Source organism: Streptomyces sp. NPDC050674, from assembly GCF_040654575.1.
Classification (GTDB): domain Bacteria; phylum Actinomycetota; class Actinomycetes; order Streptomycetales; family Streptomycetaceae; genus Streptomyces.
This window is the reverse complement of the sequence record NZ_JBFAIG010000002.1, coordinates 1-15,535: the sequence shown is the minus strand read 5'-3', so window position 1 is coordinate 15,535 and position 15,535 is coordinate 1. Positions and strand designations below refer to the sequence as shown.

14 protein-coding genes and 1 pseudogene are annotated in these 15,535 nt (G+C 69.5%); 5 read left to right on the top strand and 10 right to left on the bottom strand.

Translation table 11 applies throughout. The features are described 5' to 3' along the window. Window positions 1–113 precede the first annotated feature (113 nt). Together AB0I06_RS03380 and AB0I06_RS03375 are read left to right on the top strand one after the other, a co-directional pair. Window positions 114–668 carry a peroxiredoxin gene (locus AB0I06_RS03380; RefSeq protein ID WP_363117046.1) on the top strand — a complete coding sequence of 185 codons (555 nt, stop codon included), beginning with the start codon at window positions 114–116 and terminating at the stop codon, window positions 666–668. Between the two features lie 6 nt (window positions 669–674). Beyond that, window positions 675–1,208: an alkyl hydroperoxide reductase gene (locus AB0I06_RS03375; RefSeq protein WP_361301283.1), complete on the top strand. Its 534-nt coding sequence runs from the start codon at window positions 675–677 to the stop codon at window positions 1,206–1,208. 83 nt (window positions 1,209–1,291) lie between these two features. Here the strand turns inward: AB0I06_RS03375 and AB0I06_RS03370 are convergent, their stop codons facing one another. From AB0I06_RS03370 to AB0I06_RS03355, 4 genes are all read right to left on the bottom strand, one after another. Further along, window positions 1,292–2,599 carry an AI-2E family transporter gene (locus AB0I06_RS03370; RefSeq protein ID WP_363117045.1) on the bottom strand — a complete coding sequence of 436 codons (1,308 nt, stop codon included), beginning with the start codon at window positions 2,597–2,599 and terminating at the stop codon, window positions 1,292–1,294. A gap of 138 nt (window positions 2,600–2,737) precedes the next feature. Further along, the gene (locus tag AB0I06_RS03365; RefSeq protein ID WP_363117044.1) at window positions 2,738–3,439 is read right to left on the bottom strand and encodes a transglycosylase SLT domain-containing protein; all 702 of its coding nucleotides are present in this window, start codon (window positions 3,437–3,439) and stop codon (window positions 2,738–2,740) included. Between the two features lie 420 nt (window positions 3,440–3,859). Beyond that, window positions 3,860–5,185 carry a PhoH family protein gene (locus tag AB0I06_RS03360; RefSeq protein ID WP_363117043.1) on the bottom strand — a complete coding sequence of 442 codons (1,326 nt, stop codon included), beginning with the start codon at window positions 5,183–5,185 and terminating at the stop codon, window positions 3,860–3,862. 378 nt (window positions 5,186–5,563) lie between these two features. Beyond that, window positions 5,564–6,337, bottom strand: coding sequence for an isoprenyl transferase (locus AB0I06_RS03355; protein WP_363117042.1), 774 nt, complete (start codon window positions 6,335–6,337; stop codon window positions 5,564–5,566). Window positions 6,338–7,217: 880 nt separating this feature from the next. On the opposite strand from AB0I06_RS03355, the gene AB0I06_RS03350 reads away from it, so the two are divergent. Further along, on the top strand, window positions 7,218–8,378 hold the full coding sequence (locus tag AB0I06_RS03350; protein ID WP_363117041.1) for a winged helix DNA-binding domain-containing protein: 1,161 nt from the start codon (window positions 7,218–7,220) through the stop codon (window positions 8,376–8,378). A gap of 16 nt (window positions 8,379–8,394) precedes the next feature. Here the strand turns inward: AB0I06_RS03350 and AB0I06_RS03345 are convergent, their stop codons facing one another. The 4 genes from AB0I06_RS03345 to AB0I06_RS03330 all read right to left on the bottom strand — a co-directional run bounded on the left by AB0I06_RS03345 (window position 8,395) and on the right by AB0I06_RS03330 (window position 12,077). Further along, window positions 8,395–9,285: a methyltransferase domain-containing protein gene (locus AB0I06_RS03345; RefSeq protein ID WP_363117040.1), complete on the bottom strand. Its 891-nt coding sequence runs from the start codon at window positions 9,283–9,285 to the stop codon at window positions 8,395–8,397. Window positions 9,286–9,335: 50 nt separating this feature from the next. After that, on the bottom strand, window positions 9,336–10,214 hold the full coding sequence (locus AB0I06_RS03340) for an LLM class flavin-dependent oxidoreductase (RefSeq protein WP_363117039.1): 879 nt from the start codon (window positions 10,212–10,214) through the stop codon (window positions 9,336–9,338). A 175-nt stretch (window positions 10,215–10,389) separates the two neighbouring features. Then, a complete protein-coding gene (locus AB0I06_RS03335; protein WP_363117673.1) occupies window positions 10,390–11,322 on the bottom strand; it encodes a hypothetical protein in 933 nt (310 codons plus the stop codon). Between the two features lie 92 nt (window positions 11,323–11,414). After that, a complete protein-coding gene (locus AB0I06_RS03330; RefSeq protein ID WP_363117038.1) occupies window positions 11,415–12,077 on the bottom strand; it encodes a hypothetical protein in 663 nt (220 codons plus the stop codon). A gap of 311 nt (window positions 12,078–12,388) precedes the next feature. On the opposite strand from AB0I06_RS03330, the gene AB0I06_RS03325 reads away from it, so the two are divergent. Further along, a complete protein-coding gene (locus AB0I06_RS03325; protein WP_363117037.1) occupies window positions 12,389–12,772 on the top strand; it encodes a DUF192 domain-containing protein in 384 nt (127 codons plus the stop codon). A 41-nt stretch (window positions 12,773–12,813) separates the two neighbouring features. Further along, complete coding sequence (locus tag AB0I06_RS03320; RefSeq protein WP_363117036.1) at window positions 12,814–13,176, top strand: hypothetical protein; 363 nt, start codon at window positions 12,814–12,816, stop codon at window positions 13,174–13,176. Between the two features lie 410 nt (window positions 13,177–13,586). Here the strand turns inward: AB0I06_RS03320 and AB0I06_RS03315 are convergent, their stop codons facing one another. Together AB0I06_RS03315 and AB0I06_RS03310 are read right to left on the bottom strand one after the other, a co-directional pair. Then, complete coding sequence (locus AB0I06_RS03315) at window positions 13,587–14,309, bottom strand: hypothetical protein (RefSeq protein ID WP_363117035.1); 723 nt, start codon at window positions 14,307–14,309, stop codon at window positions 13,587–13,589. Between the two features lie 46 nt (window positions 14,310–14,355). Further along, window positions 14,356–15,535: pseudogene (locus AB0I06_RS03310) on the bottom strand (hypothetical protein); the annotation flags it as partial.

Genomic DNA, 15,535 nt, shown 5'->3' with positions numbered 1-15,535 from the left:
CCCGACCGAGTGTAGCTATTTCCGTAATCAATCCAGCCTGTGCCAACATCAACACAGTCCAACCCATGGGAAACGCCCGCGATCCGGGTGTTTCTTCGCTGCAAGGAGAATGTGTGCTCACCGTCGGTGACAAGTTCCCCGAGTTCGACCTGACCGCCTGTGTCTCGCTGGAGAAGGGCAAGGAGTTCCAGCAGATCAACCACAAGACCTACGAGGGTCAGTGGAAGGTCATCTTCGCGTGGCCCAAGGACTTCACCTTCGTGTGCCCGACCGAGATCGCCGCCTTCGGCAAGCTGAACGACGAGTTCGCCGACCGCGACGCCCAGGTCCTCGGCTTCTCCGGCGACTCCGAGTTCGTCCACCACGCCTGGCGCAAGGACCACGACGACCTGCGTGACCTGCCGTTCCCGATGATGGCCGACTCCAAGCACGAGCTGATGCGCGAGCTGGGCATCGAGGGCGAGGACGGCTTCGCCAAGCGCGCCGTGTTCATCGTGGACCAGAACAACGAGATCCAGTTCTCGATGGTGACCGCGGGCTCGGTCGGCCGTAACCCGAAGGAGGTCCTCCGGGTCCTGGACGCGCTCCAGACGGACGAGCTGTGCCCCTGCAACTGGTCGAAGGGCGACGAGACCCTCGACCCGGTCGCGCTGCTCTCCGGGGAGTGATCTGACATGTCGCTGGACGCCCTGAAGTCCGCCATACCGGACTACGCCAAGGACCTGAAGCTCAACCTGGGCTCGGTCATCGGCAACTCCGACCTGCCGGCCCAGCAGCTGTGGGGCACGGTGCTGTCGACGGCGATCGCCTCGCGCTCCCCGATCGTGCTGCGCGAACTGGAGCCGGAGGCCAAGGCGAACCTGTCGCCGGAGGCCTACACGGCGGCCAAGGCCGCCGCCGCGGTGATGGCGATGAACAACGTCTTCTACCGCACCCGTCACCTCCTGTCGGACCACGAGTACGGCACGCTGCGCGCCGGTCTGCGGATGAACGTCATCGGCAACCCGGGCGTCGACAAGGTCGACTTCGAGCTGTGGTCCTTCGCGGTCTCCGCCATCAACGGCTGTGGCATGTGCCTGGACTCGCACGAGCAGGTGCTGCGCAAGGCCGGCCTCGACCGTGAGGTCATCCAGGAGGCGTTCAAGATCGCCTCCGTGATCCAGGCGGTCGGCGTCACGCTGGACGCCGAGGCGGTCCTGGCCGAGTAGGCACGGCCGCACGTCTCACGACGCAGGGCCCCGCCCACCTGAACCGGTGGGCGGGGCCCTGCGGGCGTTCCGGGGCTCCGGGACTATTCCGGGGCCGCCTCCGGGCCGGGCTCCGCGCTCACCGCCGTGGCCCCGCGGGGCCGCACCGAGTGCCGCAACGCCGCCCTCTGCGAGTACGACCGAAGATATCCGGCGACCGTGTTCGTCACCGCCACCAGCGGCACCGCGACGACGGCACCGCCGATCCCGGCCACCATGCCGCCCGCCGCGACCGACAGCACGACCGCCAGCGGGTGCACGCGCACGGCGCGTCCCAGGATGAACGGCTGGAGGATGTGCCCCTCGATCTGCTGCACGGCGAGCACCACCACCAGCGTCATGACGGCCGTGAACACCCCCTGGGTGACCAGGGCGACGACCACCGCCAGCGCACCGGACACCACCGCGCCCACCAGCGGGATGAACGCGAACAGGAAGATGAACACCGCCAGCGGCACGGCCATCGGCACATCGAGGAAGTAGATGCCGAGCCCGATGAAGATCGCGTCGATCAGGGCGACGATGACCGTGCCCCGCACATAGGCCGTCAGCGTCCGCCAGGCCGCAGGACCGGCGCCGGCCACCCCGGGCCGCGCGGCGGCCGGCACCAGCTTCAGGGTCCACTCCCAGATCCGCTTGCCGTCGTATAGCAGGAACAGCGTGCAGAAGACGGACAGCAGGATCCCGGTCAGTGCCTCGACGACGACCGTGACGCCCTCGAGCCCCGCCGAGGTGATCTGGTCGGTGTTCGCCCCGACGGCCTCGCGCAGATTGGTGGCGATCTCGTTGATCTGCTTGTCCGTGACGTGGAAGGGGCTGTTCAGCAGCCAGTTCCGCAACTCGTCGATGCCGTCCTGGATCTGGCCCGAGAGGTCGTCGATGTTCTCCATGACCTGCCAGGTCACGAACCAGCCGATGAGGCCGATGACGACGAAGCCGAACATCGCCGTCAGCGCCGTCGCCGGTCCGCGCGGCACGCCGTGGCGGCGCAGCCGCGCCACCGTCGGTTGCAGTATCGCCGTGATGAGCAGCGCGATCACGAACGAGAGCACCACGAGCTGGACGGCGCTGATGATCCGCATCAGCACCCAGACGGTGCCCGCGAGGATGAGGAGCCGCCAGCCGGCCTCGGCGGCGACCCGCACCCCCCACGGCACGGCCAGTGCCGGATCGGGACGGGCGGGGACGTCGGGCGCGTAGTCCGGGGGCGGCGGCACGTGTTCGTCGGAGAGGACCGGAGGTTCGGAGTCGTCCCGCTCCCGCTCGGCCTCGGCCCGGCGTTCGTTGTAACGCTCGCTGATCTCGGTCAGCCCGGCACCGAGCCGGCCGAGCCACCCTGGCACTCGCGACATGATCCGTCCTTTTCCCCCGTCTCAGCGCACCACTCCCCCCGGGAGTCGTCCGTCCGACCGTACATGGCGCGAGCCCCGCACCGGACGACGGTGCGGGGCTCGCGAAGGGCAACGGATCGGCCACGGGGGCCGGTCGGCTCAGTACCAGTGGTTGGCCTGCCAGAACGTCCAGGCCTCACAGGGGCTGCCGTAGCGGTCGTTCATGTAGTTCAGGCCCCACTTGATCTGGGTGGCCGGGTTGGTCTGCCAGTCGGCGCCGGCGGACGACATCTTGGAACCGGGCAGCGCCTGGAACATGCCGTAGGCCCCAGAAGAGGGGTTGACCGCCTTGTAGTTCCAGTCGGACTCGTGGTCCACGATGTTGCTGAAGCACTGGAACTGACCCGACGGCACCATCTGCCGTGCCATCGCCTGGATCTGGGCGATGCTGTAGGAGCTCGCGACGGGGAAGTCCGAGATGTCCTTGGAGCGGCTGGCGGCGGCCTTGACCTCCGCGCGCTCCTTGGCTGCGGCCTCGGCGGCCTTGGCGGCCTTCTTGGCGGCTTCCTTCTTGGCGATGGCCGTCTCAGCGGCGGCCTTGCGGGCGGCCTCCTCGGCGTCCTTCTTGGCGCTCGCGTCGGCCTGGATGGCCTGCGCGTCGGCCTGCTGCGTCAGCGACGCGGTCTGCACCTGGGCCTGCTGGCCCGCGGGGATGTCCGCGAGCAGGGTGGCGCCGCTGGCCGTCGCTTCGGCGTCGTTGTTCTGCGCGGTGCTGCCCGAGGCAACTCCGACGACGCTTCCGACAGCGGTGACCGCCGTGGCCGAGGCCACTGCGAATCCCCGGACCGAGATCCGGCTCACACGGTTTTCCTTCCAGCATCGCCCGCTTCGGTGACCCTCGCGGACGCAATCGTGCCCCTGGCACTGGCCTCCCCAACTGCGGGGTCACGGGAGGCGCGGGCCCGGTGGGCAACTCCCGCGAGGGGAGCGCCGTGTGTAGCTCGGGCGGCATACGACATCGCTATGCAGTTGATGCTGTTGCTTCGGTGGTGCCGTACCGCTGGGGGTACAGGTGTGTCGTATGCGGGGCCTGACAGGACTGAGACTCTGCCGTAACCCGACGGGGCAAGGCAATTCTGAGTTGCGTGTGAAAGCTCACATCCCGTTTGGTGCGGGAGATTCACAGGAACGTCCACATGCGAAGGCGCCGCCCGGCTAGGCTCTTCGCCTTTTCCGGACGGCGCCAACTATCGCATAACCGGCCCTACTTACTGGGCGCGGTCAGACCTGCCCGTCTTCGAGCATTTCGGTCACAAGCGCGGCGATCTGGGACCTCTCGGACCGCGTCAGGGTGACATGCGCGAAGAGCGGATGCCCCTTCAGCTTCTCGACGACGGCGACCACACCGTCGTACCGGCCGACCCTCAGATTGTCGCGCTGGGCCACGTCATGGGTGAGAACGACCCGTGAATTGGCCCCGATCCGGGACAGAACGGTAAGAAGTACGTTCCGTTCCAGTGACTGCGCCTCGTCCACGATCACGAACGCGTCGTGCAGCGAGCGGCCGCGGATGTGGGTGAGCGGCAGGACTTCGAGCATGCCGCGCGCGGTCACCTCCTCGATGACCTCTCGGCTGGTGACCGCCGACAGGGTGTCGAACACGGCCTGCGCCCAGGGGCTCATCTTCTCGGCCTCGGTGCCGGGCAGATAGCCGAGCTCCTGCCCGCCCACCGCGTACAGCGGACGGAAGACCATCACCTTCTGGTGCTGGCGGCGCTCCAGTACCGCCTCCAGGCCCGCGCACAGCGCCAGCGCCGACTTTCCGGTGCCGGCCCGGCCGCCCATCGACACGATCCCGACGTCCGGGTCGAGCAGCAGGTCGAGGGCGATCCGCTGCTCGGCGCTGCGGCCCTTGATCCCGAAGACCTCACGATCCCCGCGCACGACGCGGATGGTGCCCTCGGGCGTGACCCGGCCGAGGGCCTTGCCGCGCTCCGACTGGATCATCAGGCCCGTGTGCACCGGCAGATCGGCGGCCTCGGGGACGTAGACGTGTCCCTCCTCGAAGAGGATGTCCACCTGCTCGCCCGGCAGGGTCAGTTCGGACATGCCGGTCCAGCCGGAGGAGTCCGTGATGGCGAGTTCCGCGCGGTACTCCTCGGCGAGGAGCCCGACGGAGGACGCCTTGATCCTGAGGGGGAGGTCCTTGGACACGACGGTGACGTCGAACCCCTCGGCCTGCAGATTGCGGGCGACCGCGAGGATGCGGGAGTCGTTGTCCCCCAGGCGGTAGCCGCTGGGCAGCACGCTGGGGTCCGAGTGGTTGAGCTCGACACGGACCGTCCCGCCCAGATCGCCGATCGGGATGGGGGCGTCGAGGCGACCGTGCCGGACCCGGAACTCGTCGAGCAGGCGCAGGGCCTGCCGGGCGAAGTAGCCGAGTTCGGGGTGGTGCCGCTTGGCCTCCAGCTCCGTGACCACGACGATGGGGAGCACGACCTCGTGCTCGTCGAAGCGGTTCAGGGCGTGTGGGTCGGCCAGCAGGACGCTGGTGTCGAGAACATAGGTGCGCCGGTCTGGCTTGTGGCGCTTTGTGCTGGTCACCACGGAAGGACGTACCCCCTCGGATGAGGTCGGGGAGCGACGGTATGGAGCTGGACCGGTCGTCGGCCGCCCTGCGCGGGCCGAGAACCGGCCCTCCGCCTCTTCGTCCGTGCAGTGACCGCACGATCGGGCTGGTGCAAAGGGCCTCCCGGGCGGACGGCCCCGTGCCGTCCGCTGAGATCCGACACCCGTGGTTCGGGCGTCGACCTGTCTGGGTTATGCCCTCGAACGAGCGTCGCCATGCCACGGCATATGACGGCGCGCCGGTGAACTTGGCGTTACGTGCGCCGTCAACGGGGTACCGGGAGGTGTTGCGGACATGGGACGTCCTGCGTCCGCGGGGGTGCGCGAGGGGTGATTCAGCCGTGCGCGACGGGTGCGTCAGCCGCCGTAGCGCCGGTGGCGGGCGGCGTAGTCACGCATGGCGCGCAGGAAGTCGACCTTGCGGAACGCCGGCCAGAACACGTCACAGAAGTAGTACTCGGAGTGCGCGGTCTGCCAGAGCATGAATCCGGACAGCCGCTGCTCGCCGCTGGTGCGGATCACCAGGTCGGGGTCGGGCTGGTCGCTCGTGTAGAGGTGACGCCCGATCATGTCGATGTCGACGGCCTCGGCGAGCTCCTCCATCGAGGTGCCCTTGTCCTGGGCGTCGAGCAGCATCGACCGCACGGCGTCGGCGATCTCCTGGCGGCCGCCGTAGCCGATGGCGACGTTGACCACTATCCCGTCGACGTGCGCGGTGCTCTCCTCGGCCTCCTTGAGGACCGTCTGCATGCCGGAGGGCAGCAGGTCGGGCGTGCCCACGTGGTGCACGCGCCAGCGTCCGTCGGCGGCCAGGGTGCGGACCACGTCCTCGATGATGCCGAGCAGCGGGACGAGTTCGTCGCGCGGCCGGTCGAAGTTGTCGGTCGACAGGAGCCAGAGGGTGACGACCTCGACGTCGGTCTCACTGCACCAGCCGAGGAACTCCTCGATCTTCTCGGCGCCGGCCCGGTGGCCGTGGACGGTGCTGGAACCGGCGGCCTTCGCCCAGCGCCGGTTGCCGTCCATGATGACGCCGATGTGCTTGGGCACCTGAGCGTGGTCCAGGTGGCCTTCCACCCGGCGTGCGTACAGCCTGACCAGCAGGCCACGCAGCTTGTCGCGCAGGTTCACGTGTTTGTCAGCCCCTCCGTACGGATCGGACAGGCCGCGGCGTGCGGCCCGGTCGTGGCCCGCGGGCGGTCCCTGCCCGTATGGCAGTCCCCGGAGGCGAAGCCTACCCCCGCCGCGGCCGTGGGCCGCCAACGGGTGCGGAACGAAAGGTTCCGGCCCGGGGTTCGAGCCGCCGGGCGGACCAACAAAAAACGGGCCGGTCCGTGGGGGGGAGACGGACCGGCCCGAGGGGGGGTTTCCACCATAACCCTTTGTAAGTGATGCTGCGTGCATTGGCGGGCCACAACTACTCTCCGGAGCCGCCCGGCGACGCGGCGATGACCGCGGAAGCTCTCGTTCAGGGCTCGCTTCTGGCCGAAACATGGCCCCTGTACAGGGAAAACAGGATGCACCGGCACGGAATCCGGAGGATCGGACGCGCCGTCAGGGCCACTCGGGTGACTTGTCCCGACATCCCCCCGATGGGTGAACCGCCCGCTCGGCATCCACTGGACCGGGGCGTCCCCCGCGACCGCCCAGCGCCGCCCTTTGCCGAACGACATCGCCGCCCCTGCGGCTCGGCGTGGAGGCCTTGGCACCGCGCAGCCCCCTCCACTGCGCGGTACCGCCCGCGCAGCTTTGCTCACGCGAATCTCCTGGTCCGAATTTACGTGAGTGACGACGTGGAGGCGAGCCGCCGGCGATAACGATGTGAAAACTCTCGTCGGGAGTTGCGCAAGTGCGGTGAGCGATAGGAGTGACCCTAGGCCGGCCACGGATGCACGAGGGATTCCGGCGGCATCCGCCCACGCTGCCCGCCGTCAGGAGCTGTCAGGGCTGTCAGGGGCCGTCAGAGGCCATTAGGACGGATGCTGTCCTCAATGGCGTTTAGCGTCGCCGCATGACGACGAGCCTCAGGATCACGTGGGACGCGGCGAGCGCGCGGCGGGCCGAGCGACAGCATCTGACCGGACCGGCGCGCCCGGGCACCCCGGTCGCCGAGGTGGTGGGTGCGATGCGGGGCGCGCACGCGCAGGTGCTCTCCGCGGCCGAGGTGTCGGTGGGAATGCGGGCGGACGGCGTGACGCGGGCGGACGTACGGGCCGCGCTCTGGGAGGAACGGTCCCTGATCAAGACGTACGGCCCGCGGGGCACCGTCCACCTCCTCCCGACCCATGAACTCCCCCTTTTCTCGGCGGCGTTGAGCGCGGTTCCGAGCGGGCCGAGCCCGTTCCCGCCCGACGCGCGGCTCACCGAGGAGCAGGTTCGCCAGGTGGTCACGGCGATCAGTGACGCGCTCGACGGCAGGTATCTGACCATCGACGAGCTGTCCGAGGAGGTCGTCGCCCGGACGGGCCCCTGGGCGGGAGACCGCGTGATGCCGGCGTTCCAGGACATGTGGCCGCGCTGGCGCCAGGTGATGCACCGGGCGGGTTGGGCGGGCACGCTGTGCTTCGGCCCGAACCGTGGCCGCAAGGCGACGTTCACGCGGCCGGCCCCCGGGGACCTGGAGGCGGATCCGAGCGACGCACTGGCTGCCTTCGTCGACCGCTATCTGCACACGTACGGCCCGGCCACGCCGAAGCACTTCGCGCGGTGGCTGGCGGCGCCGCCCGGCTGGGCCATGGCGCTGTTCGACGAGTTGGCCGCGGCGGGCCGTATCGAGCAGGTCCTGTTCGAGGCGGCACCGGCGTGGGTGGCGGCGGGCGACACGGACTTCCCCGACGGTCCGCCGCGGGGTGTGCGCCTGCTCCCCTACTTCGACGCGTACGTCATCGCCGGGCAGCCACGCGAACGCCTGTTCCCGGGACAGGCGTACCACCGTGCCCTCGGCGGCGGCCAGGCGGGCAACTACCCGGTGCTGCTGGTCGACGGTGTGGTGGCCGGGGTGTGGCACCAGCGGCGCCGGGGCCGTCGTACGACCGTCACGGTCGAGCCGCTCGTCCGGCTGACGGCGCGGCAGAAGCGGGAACTCGACGAGCAGGCGCAGCGGGTGGGCGAGGTGCTGGAGGCGACGGCGGAGCTGGTGGTGGGAGAGGTGACGGTGGGCCCGCACGCCTGATGCGCGGCACGGGGCGTCAGCCCGGCTTGCGTGCGTCGACGAGGTGACGGGTGCTGTGGGCCACGAACGGGCCTTCCGCCTGAATACGCTCGTGCAGCTCCCGCAACCGCGGCTCGTACGCCTCGACGGTGAAGCCGGGGACCATCCAGACCACCTTGCGCAGGAAGTGCACGACCGCGCCGATGTCGTGGAACTCCATCCGCAGCCGCTCCGCCCGCAGACCGACGACGTCCAGCCCGGCGGCTTCGGCGTCGGCACGCTCACGGTCGGGGTGGCGGGCACCGCGCACCTCGTCCGGCTGGGGCCCGAGGAAGTACTCGACGAGCTCGAAGACGCTGCCCGGCCCGACGTGCTGGGCGAAGTACGTCCCGCCGGGCTGGAGGACTCGGGCGATCTCGTCCCACCGCGGACGGACGGGATGCCGGCTGACGACCAGGTCGAAGGCGCCGTCGGCGAAGGGCAGGGGGGCGTCCTCGGCGGCGGCCACGACGGCGACGCCGCGGGGGCGGAGGAGGGCGGTCGCCTTGGCGACGTTGGGAGGCCAGCCTTCGGTGGCGGCCATGAGCCGGGGCGGTTTCCGGGCGCAGGGAGGGGCGGAGGCGTGGGCGGTGGTGCGGGCGGTGGTCCCGGCCGGGTGCCCGTCGGCGAGCCTGGCCAGGGCGAAGTCCAGGACCTCCCCTCCCCCGGTCTGCACGTCCAGCGCCGCGCTCGCCCGTCCCAGCCGCTCGGCCATCGACACGGCGTACCCCCATGAGGGCCGTGCTTCTGTGGCCCGCCCTTCGAACCAGGAGAAGTCCCAGCCTTCCGTCGGGACGGAGGCCCCTTCGGCGAGGAGTTCCTCGTAGGTGACGGGGTGTTCGGGGTGTGGCGGCACGGGGCGCCGGGGGTGTGGTGCCCGCTGCTTCATGAACGCCTTCTACGGGATGTCTTACACGGGACGTGTCTCACGGGACGCTCTCAGGGGACCAGCGGACGCACGTCCTCGGCGGCGAACCGTACGAACTCCTCCGGGTCGGGCTCGTCCGCCGTCGGCTGTAGCACGACGCGGTCGGCCCCGGCCTCGACCAGTTGCCCGACGGCCTTGGCGACGGCACCCGCGTCCCCGGCGACCCCGAGGTCCGGAACGGACTCCAGCCCCTCGGCGGCGAGCTCCGCACGCAGCCGGGCGGCGGCGTCGGGCCCGGTGGCGGTGAGCAGATAGACGACGAGGGGGTGCGGGGCGGCGTCGCGACCGGCAGCCGCCCGGCCCTCCTCCACGAGCCGGCGTGCCCGGCGCACGCCCTCGGCGTTGTGGGCGGCGGTGAGAATGGTCCCGTCGGCGGCCTCCCCGCTGAGCCGCAGCGACCGCGGCCCGGTGGCCCCGGCCAGCACGCCGTCCCCGGGGCTCTCCGGCGGCCAGTCGAGGGCGACGTCGTCGAGCGTGACGTACCGCCCGTCGACGGTGAGCCGCTCCCCGGCCAACAGGGCGCGCAGTGCCAGGAGATGCTCTCGCAGCAGGGTGACGGGCGACTCGACGCGGGCGCCGACCTGGCCCATCCAGTCCTGCACGCCGTGTCCGACACCGACGATGGCCCGGCCGGGGAACATCCGGTGCAGCGAGGCGATCTCCATGGCCGTGATGGCGACGTTCCGCAGCGGCACGGGCAACAGCCCGACCCCGACCCGCACCCGCTCGGTCCACGCGAGGGCAGCGGCGGCGGTGGAGATGCCGCCCTCTCTGAAACAGTCCTCCCAGAGCCAGAGCTCGTCGAGCCCGGCCCGCTCCGCGGTCTCACATACGGAGCGGAGCCGCTCGGGGGCCAGCTGGGGGCGGAAGACTGCGCCTAGGGGGGTCATGGGCTGTTCCTACCCGGGCGGGGAAGCGCCGGACAAGGCGTTTTGCGACTCATGCGTGGCAAACCAGCCACGGGTCTCGCCGGTCTGGCTCATGTGTGTCAGTCGTTCGGTGCAACGGGGCGGCCACCCGCGAGTGGCCGCCCGTGCGTGTGTGTGTGGGGGGCTGTGGCCGGGCTCAGCGGTTGACGGCCTGGATCTCCTGGACGGTCACGTTCTGGGTCGCGCCGAACGTGCCGTCGGGGAGGTCGCCGCCCGTGCCGCCGGTGCCGGTCCACTGGATCTTCCAGGTGACGGTGGCCTGGAGGGGGTACGTGCCGTTGCCGGAGGAACGCAGGTACCTCACTCCGCAGGGTGGGGTGCGGTCCGCCTTGCCCTTGGCGTAGGGCTCGCCGATGCGGCCGTCGTCGATCGCGCAGACGCCGGAGGCCGGGTAGGTGACGGCGTCCTTGGTGCCCGGTTCGATGCGCAGCGACACGGGTTCCGCGGTCGCGGTCGCCTGGATGCCGATCGCGGGTACGGACGCGGTGACGGAGACCGGCTTGAAGTCGGCGGCGTCCAGCCAGGCCCAGGTGGGCAGGTTGACCTTCGTCTGCGCGGCGGGGGCCAGGGTCACCTTGGTGCCGGGGACCCGGACCTCGGCATAGGCGAGTTCGGCGAGGATCTCGGGCGTGACGGCGTTCTTGATGCCGGCGGGCGGCGGGGCGCCCTGGTCCACCCAGAAGGGCTCCTCATCGCAGGCGTCCCAGCCCGGCGGGAAGTCCTCGTCGACGAACGAGTCCCAGAAGTAGCCCTTGCCGGTCTTGTCCTTGTTGAAGTCCTTGTACGGCTTGCCGTTGACGTACCGGTCGCGCTGCTTGGCGTCCCACTCATAGCCCGTGGAACCGGCTTCCCAGACCGGCTCCATGGCCTTCTGGAGCTGCTCCGGGGTGTACTTCGGGGCGTACCAGCAGGGGGGTGGGGTCCAGGACGTGGACGAGGTGAGGGCGCCGGCGGATGTGCCGCTGCCGTTCTTGGAACGGTCGAAGACGACGCCGCCCACCGTGACGGAGACGGTGCCGTCCTTGCCTGCTTCGGCTCCCTGCTGGGTCCCCTGTGTGGCTCCGCCCAGGGTGTCGTCGGCGTGTGCCACTCCGGGCAGGACCAGCAGTGCCCAGCTCGTGCCGGCTATGACCACCGAGGGGAACGTCCTCACCGGGCGCTTCAGGGCTGGCACTTGGGGCTCCCACTCTGCGAGACCATCTTCTGGATCACCCAGACGCCCTTGTCGTTCTTCTTGAGCGACGTGTGGTAGATGACGTAGCTCTTGGCGGTGACCTCGGTCTTCTTGGCCTGCTTGGTCTTGAGGTTTTTCACGTACGCCTTGCCCTGGTCCTCGCAGTAACTGAACGACGCCGTGCCGTCCTTGTCCACGGACACCTGGGGGGCGTAGAAGCGGTAGGCGCCGGTGATGGCCGCCTTGTGGTCGACATAGTTCTGGACGAACTTCTGCGTGTCGGCCGCCGCCTCGCCCTCGTAGTAGAAGAGGTAAGGCTTGTCGAGCGCGTTCTGGTGAACGATCGCCAGGTCGACCGCCTTGATCGACTGCTCACCGTCGGCCATGACCGCGTCCTTGTCCTTGTCCCCGGTCTTGGGCCAGTCGAAGGTGTAGGAGAGGTCGGACGGCAGCTCGATCTTCGGGCGTTCGGTGGATGCCGGGTCGGAAGCGGTCGGGGACGCCGAGGCCTCGCTCCCCGTGTCGGCTCCCGCGATCTTGTCGCTGTCCTTGTTGTTCTTGGAGCTGTCATCGCTCCCGCACGCGGCCAGCGTCAGAACCGCAGCGGCGGTCAGCGTGAGCGCTGTGAGGAGGGTGGGACGGCGGTTCACGGTCGACTCCCGGTCAGAGGCGAGGCTTCTCTCGAGCGAACCAAAGCTATCCAGCGGGGTGCGGCCGCACCAGGGTGAAGGTTGTCGATCGGCGGGGCGTACGGGGAGGAATCGGCGATTGGCCGACCCATTCCAGCCGTAACGGTTGCATAACGCGCCAGCGCCACCCCCAACAGCGGCGCATCGCGCGGCGTTTCCGTCAGGAACGAGCAAAGAGCATGGGTCCGTGGGCCCATGTGAGGGACTGCCCGCTGCGGTTACGTTCGGGGTCGCAGAGCTGTCGGCAGGCGGCGTGGTCGAAGGGGGTTCTCATGGGGCGGCGTTGGCGGGACGGGCGTGGCGAACTGATCGTGCACGGGAGCGGTGAGGAACCGCATTTTCGGGTCCCGCTGGAGTTCGCCACCTCTTATCGGGCCCGCACGAAAGGCCTGTTGGGGCGGGACTCCCTCGACGGGGCGATCCTGCTCTCCCCTGCCAACAGCGTGCACACGTTTCGCATGCGCATGCCGATCGACGTCGCCTACCTCGATCGGCACCTGCGCGTCATCGCCGTCCGCACCATGCGGCCGGGCCGGCTGGGGATGCCCCGGCCGCGTGCCCGGCATGTGGTGGAGGCGGAGGCCGGGGCGATGGGTGAGTGGGGGGTTCGGAAGGGGGCTCGGGTGGAGATCGTCGTGTCGGCGGACGGAGGCTGAGGTGTCGGCAGGGAAGCCGACCACTAGGACCTGTCTGGCAAATGATCTCGTCCGGGTTCACGGAGCCAATGGACGGTGGCGAACTTCTCGGTCGCGCCGGTCAGGCGGTGGGACTCATCGACGTGTTCGCGGGAGGGGGGACTGTCGGTCGCGATCGGGCCTACCGTCCCCGGCCGGTGATGGAGGCCGCCGGAGGCACCATGCAGGGGAAGAGTTCGTCCGAGACAGCCGACGGCGCGATGGTCAACCTCATTGGCGGAAAGATCGGTGTGGCCGCCGGCCTGCTCAAGGCGTCGGAGGCCATGAACAGAGGCGTGAACGGCGGGTACTCGCTCCCAGAAGCCGGCGCCGGGCACTCATGTGAGGAGGCTCGAAATGGTTCCACTCGCAGCATTCCCGAGTGACAATCCGCCCGTGACGATCGCTCTACTCGTCATTGGCCTTGTCGTCATCGTCGCCGGCCTGATCAGGGCGAGAAGGAAGTAGCCGCCGCGGCGGCCAGGCGAAGGGACACCACATGTCGGCAACGCTTGCCCGATCCGGCGCCGCGGTCGGAGGGAGCGTCGGCTTGACCGTCGCCGTCATCATCGTCGCCCTCCTCGTCTTCGCAGTCATCGCGCTGTAAAGACGAGGCCGGAGCGGAAAGTGACAGCCACCAGCTCCGCCTAGGACCTGTCTGACAGCCAGGTACTGCATCGCGGCCTTCGAGCCCTCCATCGCTCACCGACCTCGGTCAGCTTCATCTTGGTGGTGGACTTCGGGCCCACGTGCGAAGAAGCTCTTGTGCAGGTGGAGCAGGAGGCTTCCGCGCCTCCTACCACTGGGGCCTCTCCGTCTCCAGATCGAAGAGCCTCCCCTGTGCCGCCTCCGCGTTGTCCCAGCTCGCCGGACCGCCCGGCTTCACCGACAGGCGATTCAGAGCCGCCCTGGCCTCACGACTCCCCATCGCGCCCAGCAACTCGATGGCAGAGTCCGCGCCGATGTCCTCGATCACGCAGCGCTCGGCCACATCCACCGCCCAGTCGGCGAAACGGCCGGGGTCGGAGTCGAGGGCCAGCCAGCGGAACACCGAGTCGGCGATGTCGTCCCGCAGCCGCGGGATCATGGCGAGCATCGCCGCTTCGACGTGATCGACGACATGCCGCTGAAGCGGGTTCAGCCTCTCCCGTCCCCGCCACTCGCGCACCAGCTCGTCCACACCGGCCCACGTCACCTGGCTCGTGCGGGGCATCCTCTCCCCCACCGCCTGGTGGAACTCCTCCCACACGTGCCACAACAGGCCCGGAGACGGCGGTTGAGGCACATTCGGCACCAACTCCGGGTCCTCCAGCAGCTGGGTCACCACCTGCCGGGCCTCCGCCACCCGCTCATCGGTGCGCGGCAGGTCCCCGATCCGATCCCAGTCGCCCTCGCCCCAAGGCTGTGGCAAGGACCGAAGGGCACGGGGCAGAACGTAGTCACCCTCCGGATCACGCCATCGCACGACCTGCGGATCCCACATCTCCTCGGCACTCGGCTCCGCGTCCGACTCGCTCATGTCCGCCGTCCTGCCACGTCTCGTGGCTGTCGTCCACTCGTTCGTCTCATTCGATGCCCAGGTACGCCTTGGCGCTGTCCGGGTCCTTCATCTTCGACCAGTCCATCGTGCCGTTCGCCGTCCGCTCGTCGATGGCACGCTGCATCCTGCCGAGCTGGTCGGCGGACAGATCCTGGCCCGCCACCTTCACGTCCACACCGTTCTTGGCCATCTCACCGGCCGCCGTTCTGGTGTCCTTCGCCGGCTTGCCGTTCCGGGCGGGCTTGAACTCGCTGAAGACCGAAGTCCAGCGGTCCGCCGTCTCGATCTCCACGGTGGCCTTGCGGCCCGGCTCCTTGCTCGCCCACTTCTTGAGCCTCTCGACCTGATTGGCGAAGTCCGCCTTGCGTGTGGCCGAGCCGGCGTTCTTGACCTCCTTGACGTGCACGGTGCCGTTCTTGTCCTTGTAGACCACGTCCGCGTCGGGGATCTCGTCGAGATTCACCTTCTCCCCGTTGCCCAGGTCAGCCTCCTTGCGGTTCATCTTGCCTCCGACTCCGGCGTCCACGTGGGTTCCGGGTGCCGCGTCGTCGGCAGCGCGGCGTACGGCGTTCACCTCCGCGCGTGCCTCGGCGAGCTTGTTGGCGTCGGAGGCGTTGGCGACCTTGCCTTCCAGCGCGGCGGCGGCATCGCCGTTGACGTTTCCGCGCCGTGCGAGGTCAGTGATCTCGTCGAGCGAGTCGGCCGCGTCCTTCGTGCTGATCTCACCGGGTCCCGGGGGGTCCTTGGCTCGGTTGACGAGCCCGTCGATCTGGTCGTCGGGCACCGAAGAGCCCCGCTCCCGCAGCGCGGCCTTCGCTGCTTCGGCCCGCGCTTCCAGGGCCTGCTGCTGGGCCTGGCGTGCGTCGTCGGCGTCGTCGCCCGTGCATTCCTTGCCGCCTCCTGCGGCGACGACGATCCGGTCGCCCTGCGGGGCTGCCAGGACGCCCGTGCCGGTGCCCGTAACGCCGCGCAGGCCGCCGCCACCGCCGTACGGGACGCGCCCGATCGCGATGGTGCAGCTGCCGTTCTTCTCGGCCTTCTTCTTGGCCTCGTCGGCATGCTTCTGGGCCTCGTCCGCAGCCTTCTTCGCGCCGTCGAAGTCGCCCGCCCTGGCCGCCTTGCGCGCCTTCTCCGCCGCGTCGGACGCCTTGTCGAGGGCTTCACCGACCTCGGCCAGCTTCTTGAACTTGGTGAACTTCGTGATG